19 protein-coding genes are annotated in these 23191 nt (G+C 36.1%); 18 read left to right on the forward strand and 1 reads right to left on the reverse strand.

All coding sequences use genetic code 11. The annotated features are described in order from the left end of the window. Positions 1–44: 44 nt before the first annotated feature. The 4 genes from infB to ACHRV5_RS10170 all read left to right on the forward strand — a co-directional run bounded on the left by infB (position 45) and on the right by ACHRV5_RS10170 (position 4914). Positions 45–2954 carry a translation initiation factor IF-2 gene (gene infB, locus ACHRV5_RS10155; protein ID WP_395426655.1) on the forward strand — a complete coding sequence of 970 codons (2910 nt, stop codon included), beginning with the start codon at positions 45–47 and terminating at the stop codon, positions 2952–2954. A gap of 156 nt (positions 2955–3110) precedes the next feature. Continuing rightward, positions 3111–3620 (forward strand): DUF4920 domain-containing protein, encoded by a 510-nt coding sequence (locus ACHRV5_RS10160; protein ID WP_047773080.1) that lies wholly within the window; start codon positions 3111–3113, stop codon positions 3618–3620. 126 nt (positions 3621–3746) lie between these two features. After that, positions 3747–4217, forward strand: coding sequence for a hypothetical protein (locus tag ACHRV5_RS10165; RefSeq protein WP_395426656.1), 471 nt, complete (start codon positions 3747–3749; stop codon positions 4215–4217). Between the two features lie 454 nt (positions 4218–4671). Next, positions 4672–4914 (forward strand): hypothetical protein, encoded by a 243-nt coding sequence (locus ACHRV5_RS10170; protein WP_395426657.1) that lies wholly within the window; start codon positions 4672–4674, stop codon positions 4912–4914. A 270-nt stretch (positions 4915–5184) separates the two neighbouring features. Here the strand turns inward: ACHRV5_RS10170 and ACHRV5_RS10175 are convergent, their stop codons facing one another. Further along, a complete protein-coding gene (locus tag ACHRV5_RS10175) occupies positions 5185–5574 on the reverse strand; it encodes an SPOR domain-containing protein (RefSeq protein WP_047773085.1) in 390 nt (129 codons plus the stop codon). Positions 5575–5794: 220 nt separating this feature from the next. Between ACHRV5_RS10175 and ACHRV5_RS10180 the strand changes: the two genes are divergently transcribed. The 14 genes from ACHRV5_RS10180 (at position 5795) to queG (ending at position 23162) form a co-directional block, all read left to right on the forward strand. Continuing rightward, positions 5795–7123 carry a cytochrome c3 family protein gene (locus ACHRV5_RS10180; protein ID WP_395426658.1) on the forward strand — a complete coding sequence of 443 codons (1329 nt, stop codon included), beginning with the start codon at positions 5795–5797 and terminating at the stop codon, positions 7121–7123. 32 nt (positions 7124–7155) lie between these two features. Continuing rightward, complete coding sequence (locus tag ACHRV5_RS10185; protein ID WP_395426660.1) at positions 7156–10215, forward strand: TAT-variant-translocated molybdopterin oxidoreductase; 3060 nt, start codon at positions 7156–7158, stop codon at positions 10213–10215. 38 nt (positions 10216–10253) lie between these two features. Next, positions 10254–11657, forward strand: a complete 1404-nt coding sequence (gene nrfD, locus ACHRV5_RS10190; RefSeq protein ID WP_047773090.1) for an NrfD/PsrC family molybdoenzyme membrane anchor subunit — start codon at positions 10254–10256, stop codon at positions 11655–11657. Next, positions 11650–12174, forward strand: coding sequence for a DUF3341 domain-containing protein (locus ACHRV5_RS10195; protein ID WP_041516373.1), 525 nt, complete (start codon positions 11650–11652; stop codon positions 12172–12174). The genes nrfD and ACHRV5_RS10195 overlap by 8 nt, the downstream gene beginning before the upstream one ends. 8 nt (positions 12175–12182) lie before the next feature. Then, on the forward strand, positions 12183–12728 hold the full coding sequence (locus ACHRV5_RS10200; protein ID WP_047773093.1) for a cytochrome c: 546 nt from the start codon (positions 12183–12185) through the stop codon (positions 12726–12728). Positions 12729–12755: 27 nt separating this feature from the next. Then, a complete protein-coding gene (locus ACHRV5_RS10205) occupies positions 12756–14300 on the forward strand; it encodes a quinol:cytochrome C oxidoreductase (RefSeq protein ID WP_395426662.1) in 1545 nt (514 codons plus the stop codon). A 19-nt stretch (positions 14301–14319) separates the two neighbouring features. Next, entirely contained in the window at positions 14320–15507 is a 1188-nt protein-coding gene (locus ACHRV5_RS10210; RefSeq protein ID WP_047773095.1) for a cytochrome c oxidase subunit II, read from the forward strand. Positions 15508–15538: 31 nt separating this feature from the next. After that, positions 15539–17341 carry a cbb3-type cytochrome c oxidase subunit I gene (locus tag ACHRV5_RS10215; RefSeq protein WP_395426663.1) on the forward strand — a complete coding sequence of 601 codons (1803 nt, stop codon included), beginning with the start codon at positions 15539–15541 and terminating at the stop codon, positions 17339–17341. A gap of 426 nt (positions 17342–17767) precedes the next feature. Continuing rightward, on the forward strand, positions 17768–18604 hold the full coding sequence (locus ACHRV5_RS10220) for an alpha/beta fold hydrolase (protein ID WP_395426664.1): 837 nt from the start codon (positions 17768–17770) through the stop codon (positions 18602–18604). 1 nt (position 18605) lies between these two features. Then, complete coding sequence (locus ACHRV5_RS10225; RefSeq protein WP_395426665.1) at positions 18606–19091, forward strand: RNA polymerase sigma factor; 486 nt, start codon at positions 18606–18608, stop codon at positions 19089–19091. Next, the gene (locus ACHRV5_RS10230) at positions 19088–19657 is read left to right on the forward strand and encodes a hypothetical protein (protein WP_395426666.1); all 570 of its coding nucleotides are present in this window, start codon (positions 19088–19090) and stop codon (positions 19655–19657) included. Before ACHRV5_RS10225 ends, ACHRV5_RS10230 begins: the two co-directional genes overlap by 4 nt. A 201-nt stretch (positions 19658–19858) precedes the next feature. Then, the gene (ruvB, locus tag ACHRV5_RS10235) at positions 19859–20881 is read left to right on the forward strand and encodes a Holliday junction branch migration DNA helicase RuvB (RefSeq protein WP_047773104.1); all 1023 of its coding nucleotides are present in this window, start codon (positions 19859–19861) and stop codon (positions 20879–20881) included. A gap of 11 nt (positions 20882–20892) precedes the next feature. Then, a complete protein-coding gene (locus ACHRV5_RS10240; RefSeq protein ID WP_395426667.1) occupies positions 20893–22239 on the forward strand; it encodes a cytochrome P450 in 1347 nt (448 codons plus the stop codon). After that, the gene (gene queG, locus ACHRV5_RS10245; RefSeq protein WP_047773108.1) at positions 22239–23162 is read left to right on the forward strand and encodes a tRNA epoxyqueuosine(34) reductase QueG; all 924 of its coding nucleotides are present in this window, start codon (positions 22239–22241) and stop codon (positions 23160–23162) included. The genes ACHRV5_RS10240 and queG overlap by 1 nt, the downstream gene beginning before the upstream one ends. Positions 23163–23191: the final 29 nt, after the last annotated feature.

The following is a 23191-nucleotide window of genomic DNA, read 5'->3' on the forward strand; positions in this document are numbered from 1 at the left end:
CTGCTCTAACAACACAACGAAAAAGGTAATAATAAAAAGGTTATATGTCTGAAGAGAGAGTAATAAGAATAAACAAGGTTTTAAGGGAATTAAATATTTCGTTAGAAAGAGCTGTTGATTATCTAAAAGATAAGGGAATTGCTATTGACGCAAATCCGAATGCAAAAATTTCTGATAGCGAATTTAATATCCTACAAAGCCAATTTGCGGGCGATAAGGGGAATAAGGAAGCTTCTAAAGAGGTAGGAGAAGAGAAGAGAAAAGAGAAAGAAGCATTACGTGTAGAGCGTGAGAAAGAAATTGAAGACAAACGCAGACAAGACGAAGAGCGTCAAAAACAACAAGAGATCATTAAAGCGAGAGCTGTTGTGACAGGACCTGTTCAAGTGGGTAAAATTGATTTGAATCCAAAAAAACCTGAGAAACCTGCAATTGTTTCTGCTCCTTCAGAGGAACCAGTGAAAGCTGAAGAACCTAAAGTTGTTGTTGCTACTCCATCTCAAGAGGAAAAACCTGTTCAGAAAGAAAAAGAAATAGTACAGCCTGAGCCGGTAGTAGTGGCTCCTCCTGTAGTTTCTGAGAACAAAGTTGAAAAACCTATTATTACAGAGAAAAAAGAAGTGAAAGAAGTGAAAGTGGAAGCTCCGAAAGTAGCTCAGGAACCGATTATATCAACGGATCCTTCAACTGCAGAAGAGACAATCACTACTCAATATCAAAAGTTATCAGGAACGACACTTACAGGTCAGACAATTGATTTATCTCAATTTAACAAACCTAAGAAGAAGAAAGAAGATCCGAAAATAACACCTAATAAACCGGGAGCTCCGGGTGCAGGAAATAACGCTAACAAAAATAAGCGTAAAAGAATTGCACCTAAGCCAGGTACACCGGGAGCACCAAAACCTGCAACAGGTAATGCACCGGGAACACCAAATCCTAATAAAATTACACCAAATACTGGTGGAGGAGGTTTTAATGCTAACAGAAGTGCTAGACCTGGTTTCGTAAAAGGAAACCGTCCTGCAATTGTAGCTAAAGTAGAGCCTACTGAAGAGGAAGTAAAAAACCAAATTAGAGAGACTCTTGAAAAACTTCAAGGGAAAGGTGGAAAATCGAAAGCTGCTAAATACAGAAGAGATAAAAGAGAAACGCACCGTCAGAAATCTGATGATGAGCAAAGAGCTATCGACGAAGGAAGTAAAACAATTAAGGTTACAGAATTCGTTACAGTAGGTGAAATTGCAATCATGATGGATGTGCCGATTACCAAAGTAATTGGAACTTGTATGTCACTTGGAATCATGGTTACCATGAACCAACGTTTGGATGCTGAAACATTAACTATTGTGGCTGATGAATTCGGTTACGAAGTTGAGTTTATCACAGTTGATATCGAAGAGGCTATAGAAGTTGTTGAAGATAAAGAAGAAGATTTAGTTACAAGAGCGCCGATTGTTACAGTAATGGGTCACGTCGATCACGGTAAAACCTCTTTACTGGATTATATCCGTAAAGAAAATGTTATCGCTGGTGAGTCGGGAGGTATTACACAGCACATTGGAGCTTATGGAGTGACTCTTGATAATGGTCAGAAAATCGCATTCTTAGATACACCGGGTCACGAGGCGTTTACCGCGATGCGTGCACGTGGAGCTCAAGTTACCGATATTGCAATTATCGTAGTGGCGGCAGATGATGATATCATGCCACAAACAAAAGAAGCAATTTCTCACGCACAAGCTGCGGGAGTACCAATTATATTTGCAATCAATAAAATTGATAAACCAAATGCGAACGTTGAGAAGATCAAGGAACGTTTGGCTAGTATGAATTTACTTGTTGAAGACTGGGGTGGAAAAATTCAATCACATGATATTTCTGCAAAAGTAGGAACAGGAGTAAAAGAACTATTAGAAAAAGTTTTATTAGAAGCAGAAATTTTAGATTTAAAATCTAATCCTAACAAAGCAGCGCAGGGAACTGTAGTAGAAGCTTTCTTAGATAAAGGAAAAGGATACGTTTCTACCATTTTAGTTCAACACGGAACTTTAAAAGTAGGAGATTATATGTTGGCTGGTAAACACCACGGTAAGATTAAAGCAATGCATGATGAAAGAGGGCATATTGTTTTACAAGCAGGTCCTTCAACTCCGGTTTCTGTTTTAGGTTTAGATGGTGCGGCTACTGCCGGTGATAAATTCAACGTTTTTGAAGACGAAAAAGAAGCAAAACAAATTGCCTCTAAACGTTCTCAATTAATGCGTGAACAATCGGTACGTACACAACGTCATATTACTCTTGATGAGATTGGTCGTCGTATTGCTCTTGGTCAGTTTAAAGAATTGAACGTAATCCTTAAAGGAGACGTTGATGGATCTGTTGAAGCATTATCAGATTCGTTCTCTAAACTTTCTACAGAAGAAATTCAAATTAACATTATCCATAAAGGTGTTGGAGCCATTACAGAGACTGACGTTATGTTGGCTTCTGCTTCTGATGCGATCATTATTGGATTTAACGTTCGTCCTGCTGGAAATGCGAGACAACTTGCAGATAAAGAAGAAATCGATATCCGTTACTACTCTATTATCTACGCTGCTATCGATGATTTGAAAGATGCGATGGAAGGAATGTTAGCTCCTGAGATGAAAGAAGAGATTTTAGGAACTGCAGAAATCCGTGAGATTTTCAAAATTTCTAAAGTTGGTTCTATTGCAGGATGTATGGTGATGGACGGTAAGATCATGAGAACTTCTAAAATCAGAGTTATCAGAGAAGGTGTAGTAGTGCATACAGGTGAACTTGTAGCATTGAAACGTTTCAAAGATGATGTAAGAGAAGTTTCTAAAGGTTACGATTGTGGTATCCAGATTAAAGGATACAATGATATCGAAGAAAGAGATGTTATTGAAGCTTACCATGAGGTAGCAATCAAAAAGAAATTGAAATAAAATTCAATACTTATAGTTTAAAGTTCCAACTTTTGTTGGGACTTTTTTTTTGGCGTTTACCGAAGAGAAATCCGGTTTTTGAAGTTGGTTTTTAGTTAAAATAATACTTGCCTTATGTCAGATTTTAGTGTTATTTTTAACTAAAATTATTTAACTATGAAACCATTACTATATTCAGTACTACTTTCTTTGTGTCTTTCCAGCTTGTGCTTTTCGCAGGAAGCTGTAGAAAAAAAAGCTCCGCCGGCAGGAAATGCTTTAGTTGGGGATTATTATGGAGCTAATGTTTCTAAAGTGTCTGAGGGCAAAGCTATCTCGGTTGAAAAACTCGAAAGTGGATTAAAGAATACGAAAAAGGTTGAAAATGTTGCTGTGAAAGGATTGGTAACGGATGTCTGCGAAAAGAGAGGATGTTGGTTGACCATTAAAACAGAAGACGGCTCTCCCTTTTTTGTAAAAATGAAAGAGTATGCTTTTTTTGTACCAACCAGTCTGAAAGGTAAAAATGTTGTTTTAGAAGGTGTTGCTGAGAAGAAAATCACCTCGGTGGAAGAACTGAAACATTATGCAAAAGATGCTAAAAAAGCACAATCGGAAATAGATGCTATTACGGCTCCAAAAGAGGAAATTCGTTTTTTGGCTGATGGAATTAGGGTAGTCAACTAATTTCGTTTTTTGGTTTAAAAGCATCCTTTATATTTTAAAGTCTCAATGAAAATTGAGACTTTTTTTTTGTTTAATGGTATATGATGATTATGTTGATTTTGCCGATTTTGTGATACATATAATTTTTTGTCCCTCGTTTACATATTGATTGTCAGAAAATACTTATTGTGTAATAATTTGAAAATTGATCTGATATTATTAGAGCAAATTGATTTAACGAATACAACTACCAAATTAAATATTGCCAATACCACTACGAATCTGGAAGGTGAGGTGCTGAGTGGTTTTAAAATTGATGAAGGGACTGTTTCCGGGGTTTATGATCTGGAGCAGGCTAGTGCAATAGATTCTATACCGTTAAGGAAGGTTATCATATCTGGTCGTAGCAGATCTGTTCTGCTTCTTGGAAATGATCCATGCTTAAGGATGAGTTATCAATTTATAAGATCGCAGAATAATAGTTCGACTATGGAGCAAGGATTGACAAGTCCTGATGTTCCTGGACATACATTGGCTGATTCCTATAACGAAACGAGAGGTATTAGAACAGTGTTTGGTGTTTTCTTATTTCTAATGCTACGGAGTTATCTTGGGTAAAAAACAATGTTACAGAGGTCAATTCACACCCATTAACATATTTTGGGTACGAAATGTAAATTATCCAATAATGATAGAAATATGGGGTAAAAGACATTCTTTGAACCAAAGGAAACATGCTGAAATTACTAAAGCTGTAAGTTTAGTAGATGCTGCTGTATAAACTTTATGGTCTTAGTGAAGGATATGAATTAGAGAATCAGTTTTGCCAAGATATGGCTTGGGATGGTCTTGAAGAAACGGTAGTCTTTTTTGGCATTGCCTGAAGTAGAAAGAAAAAGAATTTCCGATGCCGTTAACATCGGGTTATAGGGTACAGATATGAAAGGAAAGTCAAAAGCTCAAAAAGGTAAAAAGGTAGGTTGTTGATTATTTTTATTATGAAGAAATGTAAAACTATTTTAAGGTTGCTTATTTTGGTTCTGGTTGGATGTTCTTCTTCAAAAAAGAAACTATGTCGACCAATAACAAAGGTGCTTATACGGTGGCTAAAGGTCTATTCGAAAGTAAAGCAGAAACCGTTGATACTTTGCTGAAAGAAGCAAAGAGTGTTGCAATCCGTGGGCATATTTTTGATCTAAGAACAGGTAAATCACTAATTAATGCGCAGATGACAGATGGTTGTTTTGAATTTTACGCAACAGATGTAAGGGGAATACTCTTACAGGACTCGAAATCTGTCAAGGAATTCTTTTAATATGGAAGTGGTTATTTTCCTTATTTATAAGTAGTGACAGATTACATTGATATGTATAATTAAAAAGTAAGTTATGATAGATTTTTATTTAATTATGGATTTAAGGCCTCTGTTTGATTGTGTGCCAAAGGGAGTGATACGTGATCGAATGCAAGACGAGCTTAATAATTTGAAATAAAAGAGACTATACTACAGTCTATAAGATCCGTTTTTGATTATAAAGAAAAAACCACTTAAAAAGTGGTTTTTGTTTTTTCTGTTTAGCTGTTACTATCTTCCCGGTTTGATTAAAAAGACACTTTTGTATCGTTTTTTGATCTCTGCCAAATTGCGTTCGGCTTCAATTTTTGTTTTGAAATTCCCAACGATTACCTTGTAGTTTGGCGTGTTGAAAATTATCGTTCCGTCAATAGTGTTGTATTCCTTCTTGAAATCTGTAAGTGTTTTTTTAGCCTCATCACTTTTACCACTAAAAATTTGAATTCTATAGGTGTCGTTTGTACTTATTGATGTGTTAATTTTGCGTTTGTCGTTCAGTAATTGCTCAAATTTCGGGTCCTGATTTAAGGTTAAATTTTGGTCTTGAGCATTAATGTTATAAGCTAAAGTGATCATTGTTAGTGTTAGGTAGACTCTTTTGGAGGGAGTTAAAATTCTCATAATGTGATAGTTTTTATGCAAAAATAGTATTTAATGTTTGTGTGGAAAATTTTAATTTTATTTAGAATTGATATAAATTGGTATTTAAGGGTATTTTAAGGTTTTGAGAATAGTTCATAAGTCGTATTTTTGTGCAAGTTTTAAAAGAAGGTGTTCGGTTTTTGCTGTTTTTGTTACAGAAAAAATCATACCAAAAAATTAGTAGATAATTTTATACTATATGAAAAAGGTGGGTAACCATAATTCGATCTCAAGAAAATTAATGCTTAGCTTATCGCTAACGCTGATTTTCTCCCTAACTTCATTTGCTCAAGATGCTGCTGCTCCTGCAGCGCCTGAAGCTGCTGCTCCGGCTGCAACTGCAGGTGGTGATCCAGTAAAAGGGAAAGAACTTTTTAATGCAAATTGCGCTGCATGTCACAAATTAGATGCCAAATCAACAGGTCCCGCTTTGAGGGGAGTTGCCGATAAGCATGATAAAGCTTGGATTTACAAGTGGGTGCACAACAGTTCTGACATGATTAAGTCAGGTGATGCTGTAGCAGTAAAACTTTTTGAAGAAAACAACAAGTCTGTAATGACTTCTTTTCCTCAATTATCAGAAGGTGATATTGATAATATTTTAGCGTATACTTCTGAAAAGAAAGCAGAGCCGGTTCCTGGTACTGCAACTGCATTGCCATCAGGTCCTCAAGATGGTGGAAGCGGAATTTCAAATAATATTATTTTAGGTGCTCTTGCTCTTGTGATGGCTATCTTGGTTGTGATGTTGTTCATGGTGAACAAAGTATTAACTAAAGTAGCAAGTAATAATGGTATTGTAGTAGCTCCAAAAGAAGCAAGAACTCCAATCTGGAAAGCATTTGCCAGAAACCAATTCTTGGTTTTAGTAACTTCTATATTTTTGCTATTGGCAAGTGGTTATTTTGTATACGGTTACCTGATGCAGGTAGGTGTTGACCAGAATTATGAGCCAATTCAACCAATACATTATTCTCATAAAATTCACGCAGGTGATAATGAGATCAATTGTAAATATTGTCACTCTGCTGCTCGTGTGAGTAAAACAGCTGGTATTCCTTCTTTGAATGTTTGTATGAACTGTCATAAAAACATTTCTGAAGTTGCTGAAACTACTGCTACTCCTGAGTACAGCAAGGCTTTCTACGATGCTCAAATTCAAAAATTATATGATGCAGTTGGATGGGATAAAGCAAAACAAGCTTATACCGGAAAAACACAACCAGTAAAATGGGTTCGTATTCATAATTTACCTGATTTTGTGTATTTCAATCACTCACAGCACGTTTCTGTTGCAGGTGTTGAGTGTCAAACTTGTCATGGACCAGTACAAGAATTTGAAATCATGAAGCAATACTCTAAATTAACAATGGGATGGTGCGTTGATTGCCATAGAAAAACTGATGTTAAGATGGAAGGAAATGCTTACTATGATAAAATTCATGCTGAACTTTCTAAAAAATACGGTGTAGAGAAATTGACTGCAGCGCAAATGGGAGGTTTAGAATGCGGTAAATGCCACTATTAATCGAATTATTAAGATTTTAATATTTATATACAATGTCATCAAACAAAAAATACTGGAAAAGTGTTGAGGAACTAGAAAATAGTTCTATTGTTGAGGCGCTTAGAAATAACGAATTTGTTGAAGAAATTCCAACAGATGAATTCTTAGGTAATGCTGATGCATTAGCTTCATCTGGAACTTCACGTCGTGACTTTTTAAAGTACGTAGGGTTTAGTACTGCAGCCGTAACGCTAGCAGCTTGCGAAGGCCCTGTTCACAAGTCTATACCTTATGTGTTACAACCGGAACAAATCATTCCTGGTGTTGCAGATTATTATGCAACTACTGTTTTTGATGGTTTTGATTTTGCTAACCTTTTAGTGAAAACTCGTGAAGGTCGTCCAATTAAAATTGAAAACAATACTATTTCCGGAGCTAAGTTTTCAGCCAATGCAAGAATTCACGCGTCTATCTTGTCATTATATGACAGTATGCGTTTGAAAGAACCTAAATTGGATGGAAAAAATAGTAGCTGGTCTGCTGTTGATTTAAGAATCAAATCAGGGATTGCTGCTGCGAAAGCTAAAGGAGGTCAAGTGGTATTGTTGACAAATACTTTGGCGAGTCCGTCTACTGAAAAATTAATTGCTGATTTTATTGCTAAAAACCCAAATGCTAAGCATGTGGTTTATGATGCAGTTTCTTCATCAGATGCTTTAGATGCATTCGAAACAGTTTACGGTGAAAGAGCTTTAGTTGATTATGATTTCTCAAAAGCTTCTTTAATTGTTGCTGTTGGAGCTGATTTCTTAGGAGATTGGCAAGGTGGTGGATACGATTCAGGATATGCAAAAGGACGTATTCCTCAAAATGGAACAATGTCTCGTCACTTCCAGTTCGAATCTAACATGACATTGTCTGGAGCTGCTGCTGATAAGCGTATTTCGATGACTGTTGAAAATCAGAAACAAGCTTTAGTTCAAATATATAATGTTATTGCAGGTACTTCTATTGGAGTTACTTTAGATCCTACAGTGAAAGCTGAAGTAGTGAAAGCTGCTCAGCAATTAAAAGCTGCCGGATCAAAAGGAGTCTTAGTATCTGGAATTGAAGATAAAAATGCTCAGTTATTAGTTTTAGCTATCAACCAAGTGTTGGCTAGTGAAGCTTTTAGTACTGCTGGAACAAGACAAATTAGAAAAGGTTCTAATGCAGTTGTTGCTCAGTTGATCAAAGATATGAATGCAGGTAGTGTTCATACTTTAATTATGAGTGGTGTTAACCCGGTTTACACATTAGCTGATTCTGCTGCTTTTGTTTCGGGATTGAAAAAAGTAGATACGTCTGTTGCTTTTTCTTTAAAAGAAGACGAAACAGCTTCTATTGTTAAGATTGCTGCTCCTGTTGCTCACTACTTAGAAGCATGGGGTGATGTTATGATAACAAAAGGAACGTATAGTTTGACTCAGCCAACTATCCGTCCTATATTTAATACAAAACAATTTCAAGACGTTTTATTATCGTTAAACGGAATTTCTGGAACTTTCTATGATTATATCAAAGCTAATTCAGCTGGTGTTGTTGTAGGTTCTTCTTGGAACAAAGTTTTACATGATGGTGTTTTTGTAATGGGATCATCTGCTTTAGCTGCTGGTTCATTTGATTATAATGCAGCTGCAACCGCAGTTTCTAAATCAAAAGCAGCCGGAGACTTCGAATTAGTATTGTACACTAAAACGGGTATGGGTGACGGACAACAAGCAAACAATCCTTGGTTGCAAGAGTTTCCGGATCCAATCACAAGAGTTTCTTGGGATAACTATGTTACCGTTTCGAATGCAGATGCTAAGAAATTAGGTTTAACAAATGAAATCGTTGCCAATGGTGGTTTGAATGGTAGTTATGCTACAATTACAACAGCTGATGGTGTTAAGTTGGAAAATGTTCCTGTAATTGTTCAACCAGGACAAGCAGTTGGTACAGTTGGTATGGCTGTAGGTTACGGACGTAAAGCGGCTTTAAAAGAAGAAATGCAAGTAGGTTTAAACGCTTACGCTTTATATAAAAACTTTAATAGTGTTCAGACTATCTCTATTGCTAAGGCAAATGGAGAGCATGAGTTTGCTTGTGTTCAAGGTCAGAAAACATTAATGGGTAGAGGAGATATTATTAAGGAAACTACTCTTAAGGTATTTAATACTGAAGATGCAGAGCATTGGAATCCACAACCAATGGTATCTTTAGATCACGAAGAAGTTGAAGCTACAACAGTTGATTTATGGGAGTCATTTGATCGTTCTACAGGACATCACTTTAATCTTTCTATCGACTTAAATGCTTGTACAGGATGTGGGGCATGTGTTATTGCTTGTCATGCTGAAAACAATGTACCGGTTGTAGGTAAAGCAGAGGTAAGAAGAAGCCGTGATATGCACTGGTTGCGTATTGACAGATACTATTCTTCTGAAAGTACTTTTGAAGGAGATAACGAAAGAAAAGAAAATATAGCTGGTTTATCTAGTTCATTGTCTACATTTAACGAAATGGAAAAACCAGGGGATAACCCGCAAGTGGCTTTCCAACCGGTAATGTGTCAACACTGTAACCACGCACCATGTGAAACGGTTTGTCCTGTTGCTGCGACTTCTCACGGTCGTCAAGGTCAAAACCATATGGCTTACAACAGATGTGTTGGTACTCGTTACTGCGCAAACAACTGTCCTTATAAAGTACGTCGTTTCAACTGGTTCTTGTATAACAAAAACAGTGAATTCGATTACCACATGAATGATGACTTAGGTCGTATGGTATTAAACCCAGACGTTAACGTTCGTTCTCGTGGAGTAATGGAAAAATGTTCTTTCTGTATTCAAAGTACACAAGCGGTTATTCTTCAAGCTAAACGTGAAGGAAGAGTAGTAGCGAAAGATGAATTTAATAATACTTGTGCATGTTCAGCTGCTTGTTCTTCTGGAGCAATGGTTTTTGGAGATGTTAATGATAAAGAAAGTGAAGTTGCTAAACTTGCTGAAAGTGAAAGAATGTATCACTTATTAGAGCATGTTGGTACAAAACCAAACGTTTTCTATCATGTTAAAGTTAGAAACGTTTAGTAAAAAATAATTATTAATTAGAAACAATATAAAGGATTATGTCGTCTCATTACGAAGCACCCATTAGAAAACCTTTAGTTATAGGTGATAAATCTTATCACGATGTAACAGTAGATGTAGCTGCACCTGTTGAAGGTAAAGCAAATAAACATTGGTGGATTGTATTTACAATCGCATTAACGGCCTTCCTTTGGGGATTAGGTTGTATTATTTACACTGTATCTACCGGTATCGGAACATGGGGATTAAATAAAACAGTTGGTTGGGCCTGGGATATCACTAACTTCGTTTGGTGGGTTGGTATTGGTCACGCAGGAACATTGATTTCTGCCGTATTATTACTTTTCCGTCAGCGTTGGAGAATGGCGATTAACCGTTCTGCAGAAGCTATGACTATCTTCTCAGTAGTTCAGGCAGGTTTATTTCCAATTATTCACATGGGTCGTCCATGGTTAGCATACTGGGTTTTACCTATTCCAAATCAATTTGGATCATTATGGGTAAACTTTAACTCACCGCTACTTTGGGACGTATTTGCAATCTCAACGTACCTTTCGGTATCATTAGTATTCTGGTGGACTGGATTGTTACCTGACTTTGCAATGCTACGTGATAGAGCAATAACACCTTTCCATAAAAGAGTATATTCTATCCTAAGTTTTGGATGGAGTGGTAGAGCAAAAGACTGGCAACGTTTTGAAGAAGTATCTTTGGTACTTGCAGGATTAGCTACGCCACTTGTACTTTCTGTACACACTATTGTATCTATGGACTTTGCTACTTCTGTAATTCCAGGATGGCATACTACAATTTTCCCTCCATACTTCGTTGCTGGAGCGGTATTCTCAGGATTTGCAATGGTAAACACCTTGTTGATCATTATGAGAAAAGTTTCAAACTTGGAAGCTTATATTACACTTCAACATATCGAATTAATGAATATTGTAATCATGATTACAGGTTCTATCGTTGGGGTTGCTTACATCACTGAGTTATTTGTAGCTTGGTATTCAGGTGTAGAATATGAGCAATATGCGTTCTTAAACAGAGCTACCGGACCTTACTGGTGGGCATATTGGTCAATGATGACTTGTAACGTTTTCTCTCCGCAATTTATGTGGTTCAAAAAACTAAGAACAAGTATCATGTTTTCATTTATTATTTCGATTGTAGTAAACATCGGAATGTGGTTTGAAAGATTCGTAATTATTGTTACTTCTTTACATAGAGATTACCTTCCATCTTCTTGGACAATGTTCTCACCAACATTTGTTGATATTGGAATTTTCATCGGAACAATTGGTTTCTTCTTCGTATTGTTTTTATTATACTCTAGAACATTCCCTGTAATTGCTCAGGCAGAGGTGAAAACAATTTTGAAAGGAACAGGAGATAATTATATTAGAGAAAGAGCAGCAAATAAAGATTCACATCATGAGTAATAAAGTAATATACGCCATTTATAATGACGATGATATTTTGATGGATGCAGTAAAGAAAACCAGAGCTGCACATCATCATATTGAAGAAGTTTTTACTCCATTCCCAGTTCACGGATTGGATAAAGCTATGGGATTAGCACCAACTAGATTAGCAATTTGTGCTTTCTTATACGGTTGTGTTGGTATCTCTGTTGCAACAACAATGATGAGTTATATTATGATTCATGACTGGCCACAAGATATTGGTGGAAAACCAAGTTTCAGTTTCATTCAAAATATGCCGGCATTTGTGCCTATTATGTTTGAGATGACTGTATTTTTTGCTGCCCACTTAATGGTTATTACTTTTTATATGAGAAGTAGATTATGGCCATTTAAAGAAGCTGAAAATCCTGATGTAAGAACAACAGATGACCATTTTTTAATGGAGGTTGCTGTAAACGATAACGAAGCAGAACTAGTTTCTTTTTTCGAAGGTACAGGAGCAGTTGAAGTTAAAGTAATTGAAAAGAATTAATTGTAGCTATGAAAAGGATATATAAAATAACACTTTTAGTTGGTATAACTATTTTAGTTTCATCATGCCACAATAATTCGGCACCAAACTATCAGTATTTCCCTAATATGTATGAGTCTGTGGCTTACGAGCCATATACAGAGGCAAAAATATTTAAAGGTGGAAAAGAAGGACAGCTTCCTGTAGAAGGAACTATCAATAGAGGTTTTGAACCTTACGAGTATGAGAATTCAACGGCTGGTTATGAATTGGCGAAAGCAAATTTAAAATCACCTTTGACTGAAGCAGAAAGAAGTTCTGAAAAAGGAAAAGAGCTTTTCGAAATTTACTGTATCAGTTGTCACGGTGCAACTGGAAACGGTAAAGGTAAATTGGTTGAAAGAGAAAAATTTCTTGGAGTACCTAGCTATAAAGACAGAGTTATCACAGAAGGAAGTATCTTTCACGTTGAAACTTATGGTTTAAATGCAATGGGTTCACATGCAAATCAATTAAGTGCCCACGAACGTTGGTTAGTTGCTGACTATGTTCTGAAACTAAAAAGCCAATTATAATTGTTGAACAAACTGATCGTAATAGATATGTATACATTTTCAAGTAAATTAAAAACTTTTTCTATCATCCTAATGGCCGTTGGTTTATTAGGGATTGGGTATGGTTTTTTAAGTGCGCCTAAAGATATTCAAGAAGTTGAAAAAATACTAGCTGCAGATGCACATGGTTCTCATGGTGCTGCACATGCAGAAGCTCCGGCAGCTTCTCATGAGGCTGCAGGTCACGAAGCTACAGCAGCTTCACATGATTCACACGAAGGTGCAGCACACGCAGAAACTCCGGTAGCTTCTCCTGAAGTTGCAGGTCATGAAGCTACAGAAGCAGCACATGATGCTCACGCAGATACTGCACACGCAGAAGCTCCAGTAGCTTCTCCTGAAGTTGCAAAAGCTTCACATGATTCACACGAAGGTGGGGAGCATGCTAAAGTTGATGGTGCCGGTGAGCATGAAAAACATTTAAAACACGTATTGCACCAATTGCAAAACAAACCTTGGTCAGCATTATATGTTGCGGCTATTTTCTTCTTGTTGCTTTCTATGGGAGTTTTAGCATTTTATGCAATCCAACAAGTGGCACAAGCAGGATGGTCTCCGGTTTTGTTCAGAGTTATGCAAGGAATAACAGCTTACTTACCTGTAGGTTCTGTAGTTTTCTTTATAATTTTAGTTTTATGTGGACTTCACTTTAATCATATTTTCGTATGGTTAGGAGAAGGAGTAACAGATCCTAAGAGCGAGAATTACGATGCTATTATAGCAGGTAAAGCAGGTTACTTAAACTTTCCTTTCTGGATTGTTAGAGCAGGTATCTTTTTATTAGGATGGAACTTATACCGTTACTATTCTAGAAAAAACTGTTTAGCTCAAGACGAAGCTAATGATGATTTGTACTACAAAAAGAATTTCAACTATTCTGCGGGATTTTTAGTTTTCTTTATCGTATCTGAGTCTATCATGTCTTGGGATTGGATTATGTCATTTGACCCACACTGGTTCAGTACTTTGTTTGGTTGGTATGTATTCGCTTCTTTCTTTGTAAGTGGTATTACTACAATCGCTTTAGTTACTATATACTTAAAATCTAAAGGATACTTAGAATTCGTAAATACAAGTCACATTCATGATTTAGCTAAATTTATGTTTGGTATCAGTGTATTCTGGACCTACTTATGGTTCTCTCAATTCATGTTGATCTGGTACGCTAATATTCCTGAAGAGGTAACGTATTTCGTAACAAGAATCCAATTATACAACCTTCCTTTCTTTGGAGCTGTTGTTATGAACTTTGTTTTCCCATTGTTAATATTAATTAATACTGATTTCAAACGTCTAAGCTGGGTTATCGTAATGGCTGGTGTTGTAATCTTATTAGGTCACTACCTTGATTTCTTTAATATGATTATGCCTGGTACTGTTGGAGATAAATGGTTTATTGGAGTTTCTGAAATTGCATCTATTCTTTTCTTCTTAGGTTTGTTTATTTTTGCTGTATTTACTGCATTAACTAAATCTCCTTTGTTAGCAAAAAGAAATCCTTTCATAGAAGAAAGTAAACATTTTCATTATTAATATTTAAAGAGATAAACAGATGACAAGTTTGTTGGTAATTATAGTTTTAGTTTTATTAGCAGTTGCATTATGGCAATTGACCAGAATATTTGATCTTACTCAGGTAGGAGCTTCTTCTGACGATTCTCAGGTTGCATCTGATAATGATAATAATATTCAAGGATATATTATGTTTGGCTTCTTGGCTTTCATATATATATTTACGATTTACGGTTTACTAAAATGGGGTAATTTAGCACTTCATACACCTGCTTCTGAGCACGGTATTTTAGTAGATAGTTTAATGAACATTACTTGGGTTTTAATTTTTATAGTTCAGGCTATTACACAAGGTTTATTATACTGGTTTTCTTTTAAAAACAGAGGACATAAAGATAGAAAAGCATTGTTTTTTGCTGACAGTAACAAATTAGAGGCAATGTGGAGTATTATTCCATCTGTAGTTTTAGCTTGTTTAATCCTTTACGGATTGTATGCTTGGAACAACATTATGTTTGTTGATAAAGATGAAGATGTTATTGAAATTGAATTATATGCTCAACAGTTTAAATGGACAGCAAGATATGCCGGAAACGATAATACTTTAGGAAAAGCAAACGTTCGTTTGATCGAAGGTATTAATACTTTAGGTGTTGATATGTCAGATAAAAATTCTGAAGATGATATTATTGTAAGTGAATTGCATATTCCAAAAGGTAAAAAAGTACATTTCAAAATGCGTTCACAAGACGTATTACACTCCGCTTACATGCCTCACTTTAGAGCGCAGATGAACTGTGTACCGGGAATGGTTACTGAATTTGCATTCGTTCCTACTTATACTACTGCTGAATACAGAGAGTTGCCATTTATGGTTGAAAAAGTAGCACACATCAACAAACTTAGAGCTGAAAAAAGCCTTGAGTTAGTTGCTAAAGGTGGTACCGCTCTAGATCCTTATACATTTGATTATTTATTATTGTGTAATAAAATTTGTGGAGCTTCACACTACAACATGCAAATGAAAGTGGTAGTTGATACTCCTGAAGATTATAAAAAATGGTTAAGCGAAAAAACAACTTTATCTCAGGATATTAAAGCGGCTGCCGCTGCTGAAAAACCTGCGGAAGGTGCTAAAGCAAACACTACAGATAGTACAGCAAAAGATACAGTAAAAGCAGTTATTGATACTGTAAAAGCGGTTATTGCTAAAGTGGCTACGAAATAATATTTATTAAGAAAATTTAAAGTATACATATATGTCAGCAGAAGCACACGATCACGGACACGAACACGATCACGAGCACGAACATCACCGTAAGGACACTTTCATTACCAAATATATATTTAGTATTGATCACAAAATGATTGCCAAACAATACTTGATTACAGGTATTATTATGGGGATTATCGGTATTGCAATGTCATTGCTTTTCAGAATGCAATTGGCTTGGCCGGAAGAGTCTTTTAAAATATTTAATGTTTTATTAGGAGATAAATTTGCACCGGACGGTGTAATGGCTAATGATATTTATCTGGCTTTAGTTACAATTCACGGTACCATCATGGTATTCTTTGTACTGACGGCCGGTTTGAGTGGAACGTTTAGTAACTTACTTATTCCACTTCAAATTGGAGCAAGAGATATGGCTTCCGGATTTATGAACATGATTTCATACTGGTTGTTTTTCTTATCTGCTGTAATAATGTTGTCTTCTCTATTTGTTGAAGCTGGACCAGCTTCTGCAGGTTGGACAATTTACCCACCTTTAAGTGCTTTACCACAAGCGATCCCGGGATCAGGTACAGGTATGACTTTATGGTTAGTTTCAATGGCGATCTTCATTGCATCTTCTTTAATGGGATCTTTGAACTACATTGTAACGGTTATCAACTTAAGAACTAAAGGAATGTCTATGACAAGACTTCCACTTACAATCTGGACATTTTTCGTAACAGCTATTATTGGTGTTATTTCATTCCCGGTATTGTTATCTGCAGCACTATTATTGATTTTTGATAGAAGTTTTGGAACTTCATTCTTCTTATCTGATATTTATATCGCAGGAGAGGTTTTACATTACCAAGGAGGTTCTCCGGTTTTGTTTGAGCACTTATTCTGGTTCTTAGGACACCCTGAGGTATATATTGTAATTTTACCTGCAATGGGACTTGTTTCTGAAATTATGGCTACGAACTCTCGTAAACCAATCTTCGGATACAGAGCGATGATTATGTCAGTTCTTGCAATTGCCTTTTTATCTACAATTGTTTGGGGTCACCACATGTTTATTTCAGGTATGAATCCTTTCTTAGGATCTGTATTTACTTTTACTACTTTATTGATTGCAATTCCTTCTGCTGTAAAAGCATTTAACTGGATTACGACTTTATGGAAGGGTAACTTACAATTCAACCCTGCAATGTTATTCTCTATCGGAATGGTTTCTACTTTCATCACTGGAGGTTTAACAGGGATTATTTTAGGAGATAGTACTTTAGATATTAACGTTCACGATACATATTTTGTAATTGCTCACTTTCACTTAGTAATGGGTATCTCTGCACTTTACGGAATGTTTGCTGGTATTTACCACTGGTTCCCTAAAATGTACGGAAGAATGTTAAACAAAAACTTAGGTTATATTCACTTTTGGATTACAGCAGTTTGTGCTTACGGAGTATTCTTCCCAATGCACTTTATTGGATTAGCTGGTTTACCAAGACGTTATTATACCAATACAAACTTCCCATTATTTGACGATTTACAAAATGTGAATGTATTGATTACAACATTTGCTCTTGTTGGAGGAGTATTCCAATTAGTATTCTTATACAACTTCTTTAGCAGTATTTTCTACGGTAAAAAAGCAGTTCAGAATCCATGGAAATCTACAACATTAGAGTGGACTACTCCGGTAGAACACATCCACGGTAACTGGCCAGGAGAAATTCCTCATGTATACCGTTGGCCATATGACTACAGTAACCCGAATCACGATGTAGATTTTGTTCCTCAAAATGTACCAATGAAAGAAGGTGAAGAAGTTTTACACCACTAAAAATATTTTAAAGAGACTGTCTGAAAAGACAGTCTCTTTTGTTTTATGCAAGTTTTATTAGCGAGCATGATATAAGATTTATTGTTTTTTAACCGCAAGGGTCGCAAAGGAAAAACGCAAGGTTCGCAAAGTTTAGTTATAGCTTTGCGGACTTTTCGGTTATTTTATAGTTTTGAATCATGTTGTAACCCGCTTAGGAATTTAATTTTTTTTCAAATCCGAAGTAAATACAAAGAATACAAAGCCAACTCTAAAATGGACTTACATAACTTGTATGGTTAAAAAATTCAAAGAGAAAGCATGTTTTCGGACTTGATTTGCAAGAATTGTTTTTTAGTGTCACTTTTTTTTGAAAAAACTACTTTTTCGATGTAACAAATACTATAGCACTGCATCAAAAGGAAAACCTTTAAAAAACTAAACATTATGAAAACTAAATCAATTTTACTTATCGTATGCATGCTTCTTATTTCTAAAACTGTTTTTTCTCAAACTGCCTTTAAGGTAGAAGTAAAAGGGAAAGGAGCCCCTGTTTTATTGTTCCCTGGTTTTGGTTGTACAGGTGAAGTGTGGAAGGAGACCGTAGCTGAACTTTCTAAAACCAACGAATGTCACATTTTTACTTTTGCGGGATTTGGGACTGTTCCTCCAATAGAAACTCCGTGGCTCTCTACAATAAAAAACGAAGTTGTATCTTATGTAAAAAACAAAAAACTAAAAAAAGCCACCTTATTAGGTCATAGTTTGGGAGGAACTTTAAGTTTGTGGTTAGCAGCAGAAGAAACGAATCTGTTCAAAGAAGTAATTATTGTGGATGCTTTACCTGCAAGTGCAGCATTGATGATTCCAAATTACAAAGGAGATGTGATTCCTTATGACAATCCACAAAGCAAAATGATGTTGGCTATGGATCAAAATGCGTTTAAAGCAATGAATGCGCAGTCGACTCCATACATGTGTCTAAACAAAGAAAAGCAAAAAACAATCAACGAATGGATGAATGTTGCCGATAGAAAAACTTTTGTATACGGTTACATTGATATGCTTAATTTAGATTTGAGAAAAGAAATTGCCAAAATAAAAATTCCAGTCGTAATTTTAGCTGCCACAAATCCGGATCTTAGTACAGTTCAAAAAACGTATACAGCGCAGTATGAAAATCTGCCGTCTGTTAAAATTTATTATGCAGAAAAGGCGGCTCATTTTGTTATGTACGATCAGCCGGAGTGGTATATGGAAAAAATTAAATCAGAAATAAAATAAGGTGGTCAAAAAAGAGCAATTTAACGATATATACAACAAGCATTACGCTAAAGTATTTCGACTGTGCAAAGGTTATTTTTGCGGAGAGATCGAATTGGCTTCTGATGCCACTCAGGAAATTTTCATTAAAGTTTGGGAGAATTTAGACGCATTTCGAAATGAATCTAGTATTAGTACATGGATTTATAGGATAGCGGTAAACACCTGTCTTCTTTACTTGCGAAAATCAGCTACGAAGAAAGAAATTCGAACTGATATTTTACCTCAGGTTGTTTCAGAAAGCTATTCGAATGAAAAAGAAGAGCAACTTCAACAAATGTATCAGTGCATACAAAAGCTTGAAGAAACAAACAAAATGATCATCCTGATGACCTTAGACGGAATCGATTATCCGGAGATAGCCGAAGTAATCGGGATCACCGAAGAAACACTTCGAGTTAGAATTCATCGAATTAAAAAAAGTTTAACTCAATGCGTACAACAATGAAAACATTTGAAGACTTACAAAATATTTGGGATCAGCAAACAGCACCCGAAGCAGTACCAACAGCATCCGAGATTATTAAAAAAGGGGAGGCACACACAAAAAAAATTAAACACAATCATCTTTGGACGAGAATTATTCTAAGTCTGACTTCAATCGTATTAATCGCTTATTATGTTTGGGTTGGGGCATATAAGCAGACCCTATTCAGTTTAGGATTGGGGATTATGATTTCTATGCTTCTAATTCGTATAATCCTGGAGTGGATTAGTGCGAGAAAATTAGAAAACTTAAAAACTGACGTGACCTTATTAGAGTACAGTAAACAAGCACATCAGTTTTATGAGTGGAGAAAGAAAATTCATTATATCTTCACACCTATAGTTTATCTGAGTTATATGGCGGGTTTTGCTTTTCTTTTGCCTATTTTTAAAGAGAGTTTTTTCAATGGATTTTATCTTTATATCGTGTTCAGTGGATTCGGGTTTTTACTTTTCTTTGGATTAGTAATGATCAGAATAATTAGAAGAGAAATGAAACTTTTAGATTTCTTGAAAAATATCTCTTAGAAAAATGCAGACAGGACTTTTCAAAAGGCATAATTGAAGATCCGAGGATTAATAGACTTAAAAATTCATAAGTTAATTTTTTAAGGACTGAGAAAATAACAACATCCAAATCCCGCCGTTATAACAATCATTGTCGGGATTTGGATTTTTATTTGGAATTTAACTGTTTTACAAACTGATTACTTTGTTTATCTTTGTAAGATGAATGAAAACCTAGATCCTACCACAAAAGGATACAACCCGGAAGAGCTAGATCTTGAAAAAAGATTGCGTCCCCTGTCATTTGATGATTTTGCCGGACAAGACCAAGTTTTAGAAAACTTAAAGGTTTTTGTTGCAGCAGCCAATCAACGTGGCGAGGCTTTAGATCACGCCTTGTTTCATGGTCCTCCCGGACTTGGTAAAACAACATTGGCTAATATTTTGGCTAATGAACTTCAGGTTGGAATAAAAATCACCTCAGGTCCCGTTTTAGATAAACCCGGAGACTTGGCCGGTTTGCTTACTAATCTTGATGAAAGAGATGTTTTGTTCATTGATGAAATCCATCGTCTGAGCCCAATTGTCGAAGAATATTTGTATTCGGCAATGGAGGATTTTAAAATTGATATTATGATTGAATCTGGTCCAAATGCCAGAACCGTTCAGATCAATTTGAATCCTTTTACTTTAATTGGAGCCACAACGCGATCCGGATTACTGACAGCACCGATGCGTGCGCGTTTCGGAATCTCCTCTCGTTTACAATATTATACTACCGAACTTTTAACGACTATTGTCGAGCGAAGTGCTTCTATATTAAAAATGCCGATTTCACTTGAAGCTGCTATCGAAATTGCCGGACGCAGCAGAGGTACACCTCGTATTGCAAATGCGTTACTGCGCCGAGTTCGTGATTTTGCACAGATAAAAGGGAATGGAACTATTGACATAGAGATTGCGCGTTATGCCTTGAAAGCATTACATGTCGATGCCCACGGCCTTGATGAAATGGATAATAAAATTTTACTGACTATCATTAATAAATTTAAAGGAGGTCCGGTTGGTTTGTCTACTTTGGCAACAGCAGTATCCGAAAGTAGCGAAACGATCGAAGAGGTATACGAACCTTTCCTGATTCAGGAAGGTTTTATTATGCGTACGCCACGTGGACGCGAAGTCACAGATAAAGCGTATAAACATCTAGGTAAAATCAATACAAATATTCAGGGCGGATTATTTTAATTCTTTTGAAAATGTCTGAGCATACAAAATACAGTTATCCGGAGAAACTTTCCATTCTCCGGTTCTTTTTAGATGCTGAAGGGGTTCGTAAGAATCCTATTCCGTTTCATAAAAGATACTTTGATAAGTTTGGTGATTCCTTTTCCATTCAAATTGGTCGTTCACAACATATCATTTTATCAAGAGATAATGAAGTTGCCCAATATATATTACAGAAAAATCAGAAGAATTATCATAAGTCAAGGTTTCAGTCTGTTTATCTTTCGAAGTATTTAGGGAAAGGACTTTTGACGGTTGATGGGGATTTTTGGTTAAAACAAAGAAGGCTTATTCAACCTGCTTTTCACAAACAAAAAATGAATCAGCTTGTTGAGACCATGAGACAGACCATTGTTTCGGAGATGGACGGTCTGGCTGAAGAACAAAAAGTGGATCTTTTTCCGATAATGAGTGAGTTGGCATTTAATGTCGTGGCCAAATCATTATTCCAATTTTCAATTGCGGAAGAGAAATTAGATCGGATAAAATTTATTATTGAAGAAGTTCAAAACTTCCTCATCAAAGAAATTAGGCTTCCTCATAAAGCCTGGTGGTTTTCGGTTAGCGGTCAGGTAAAAAAACACCTGGAATTAGCAGAAGAGAATAATACAATTATTCAGGAAATCATCGAAGAAAGAGTGGCTTCTAAAAGCGAAATTAACGATTTGCTTAATATGCTTCTAGAAACACGTTATGAAGATAGCGGTGAAGGAATGTCAACTCAGCAATTGATAGATGAGATAAAGATTCTTTTTACGGCAGGACACGAAACGACAGCCAATGCTTTGACTTTTACATTACATCTTTTGGGTAATAACCCTGATGTACAGCAGAAAGTTTTGGAGGAGATTCTCAAAATCGAAGCTGAAACCGAAGATGTTGTCGAGCAGCTTCAGAAAATGACCTATACAAATGCCGTTTTAAACGAATCGATGCGACTGTATCCGCCAGCTTGGATTACAGACAGACAAAATGTTGAAGACGATACTTTAGGCGGGTATAATATAAAAAAAGGAACCTTAATTGGAGTCTCTTTTTATGAGTTACATCGAAATGTGAAGTACTGGGAAAACCCCGATGACTTTAATCCCGGGCGATTTCTGGGAGAGCAGAAAAAGCAATCAATGCCTTATTTTTACCCTTTTGGTGCCGGACCCAGAATGTGTATTGGAGCCGGGTTTGCGATCTACGAAATGTGTTTGGCAATTGCTTATATCGTTAAAAAATACAAGATTGCTTCCGTGGAAACTACGGTTCAGTTTAATCCTTTAATTACCTTAAAACCGGTGGGTGTAGAAGTTATTTTTTCAAAGAGATAATGATTAATTCTAAAGAGACATATTCAAAATTTATCAAGGAAGAAGCAAAAAGACTTGGTTTCTTATCTTGTGGAATCTCTAAAGCTGGTTTTTTAGAGCAGGAAGCCCCGCGTCTGGAAAATTGGTTGAAGAAAAACCATAACGGTCAGATGGCCTATATGGAAAACTATTTTGATAAACGTTTAGATCCTACCTTATTGGTTGATGATGCCAAAAGTGTTGTCTCTCTTTTGCTTAATTATTATCCGGAAGAAGTTCAAAATCAAGAAAGTTTTAAAATATCAAAATATGCTTACGGGCAAGATTATCATACGGTCATAAAAGAAAAGTTAAAAGAGTTTCTTTTCTCGATTCAGGAACATATTGGCGAAGTTTCGGGTCGCGCATTTGTTGATTCAGCACCTGTTTTAGACAAAGCGTGGGCTGCCAAAAGTGGTTTGGGCTGGATTGGTAAAAACAGTAATCTGCTCACTCAAAAAGTAGGATCCTTTTATTTTATCGCCGAACTTATTTTAGATCTTGATCTGGAATATGATCACGCCACAACAGATCATTGCGGTTCCTGCACCGCCTGCATCGATGCTTGTCCAACACAAGCAATAGTGGCTCCTTATGTGGTTGATGGGAGTAAGTGTATTTCGTACTATACGATTGAACTCAAAGAAAATATCCCAATGGAAATGAAGGGTAAATTCGACGAATGGGCATTTGGCTGTGATACCTGTCAAGATGTTTGTCCTTGGAATCGGTTCTCTAAACCGCATTCAGAGCCCTTATTTAACCCCAATCCCGAAGTACTTTCTTTTTCCAAAAAAGACTGGATTGAAATTACCGAAGAAACATTTCGAGCAGTCTTTAAAAATTCACCTATCAAGAGGACGAAATTTGATGGACTAAAACGTAATATTAAATTTCTAGAATAAAATTTATAAAAATTCCAATTTTTTAAATT

The organism is Flavobacterium sp. FlaQc-52 (genome assembly GCF_044007495.1).
In the GTDB taxonomy this organism is placed as follows: domain Bacteria; phylum Bacteroidota; class Bacteroidia; order Flavobacteriales; family Flavobacteriaceae; genus Flavobacterium; species Flavobacterium cupriresistens.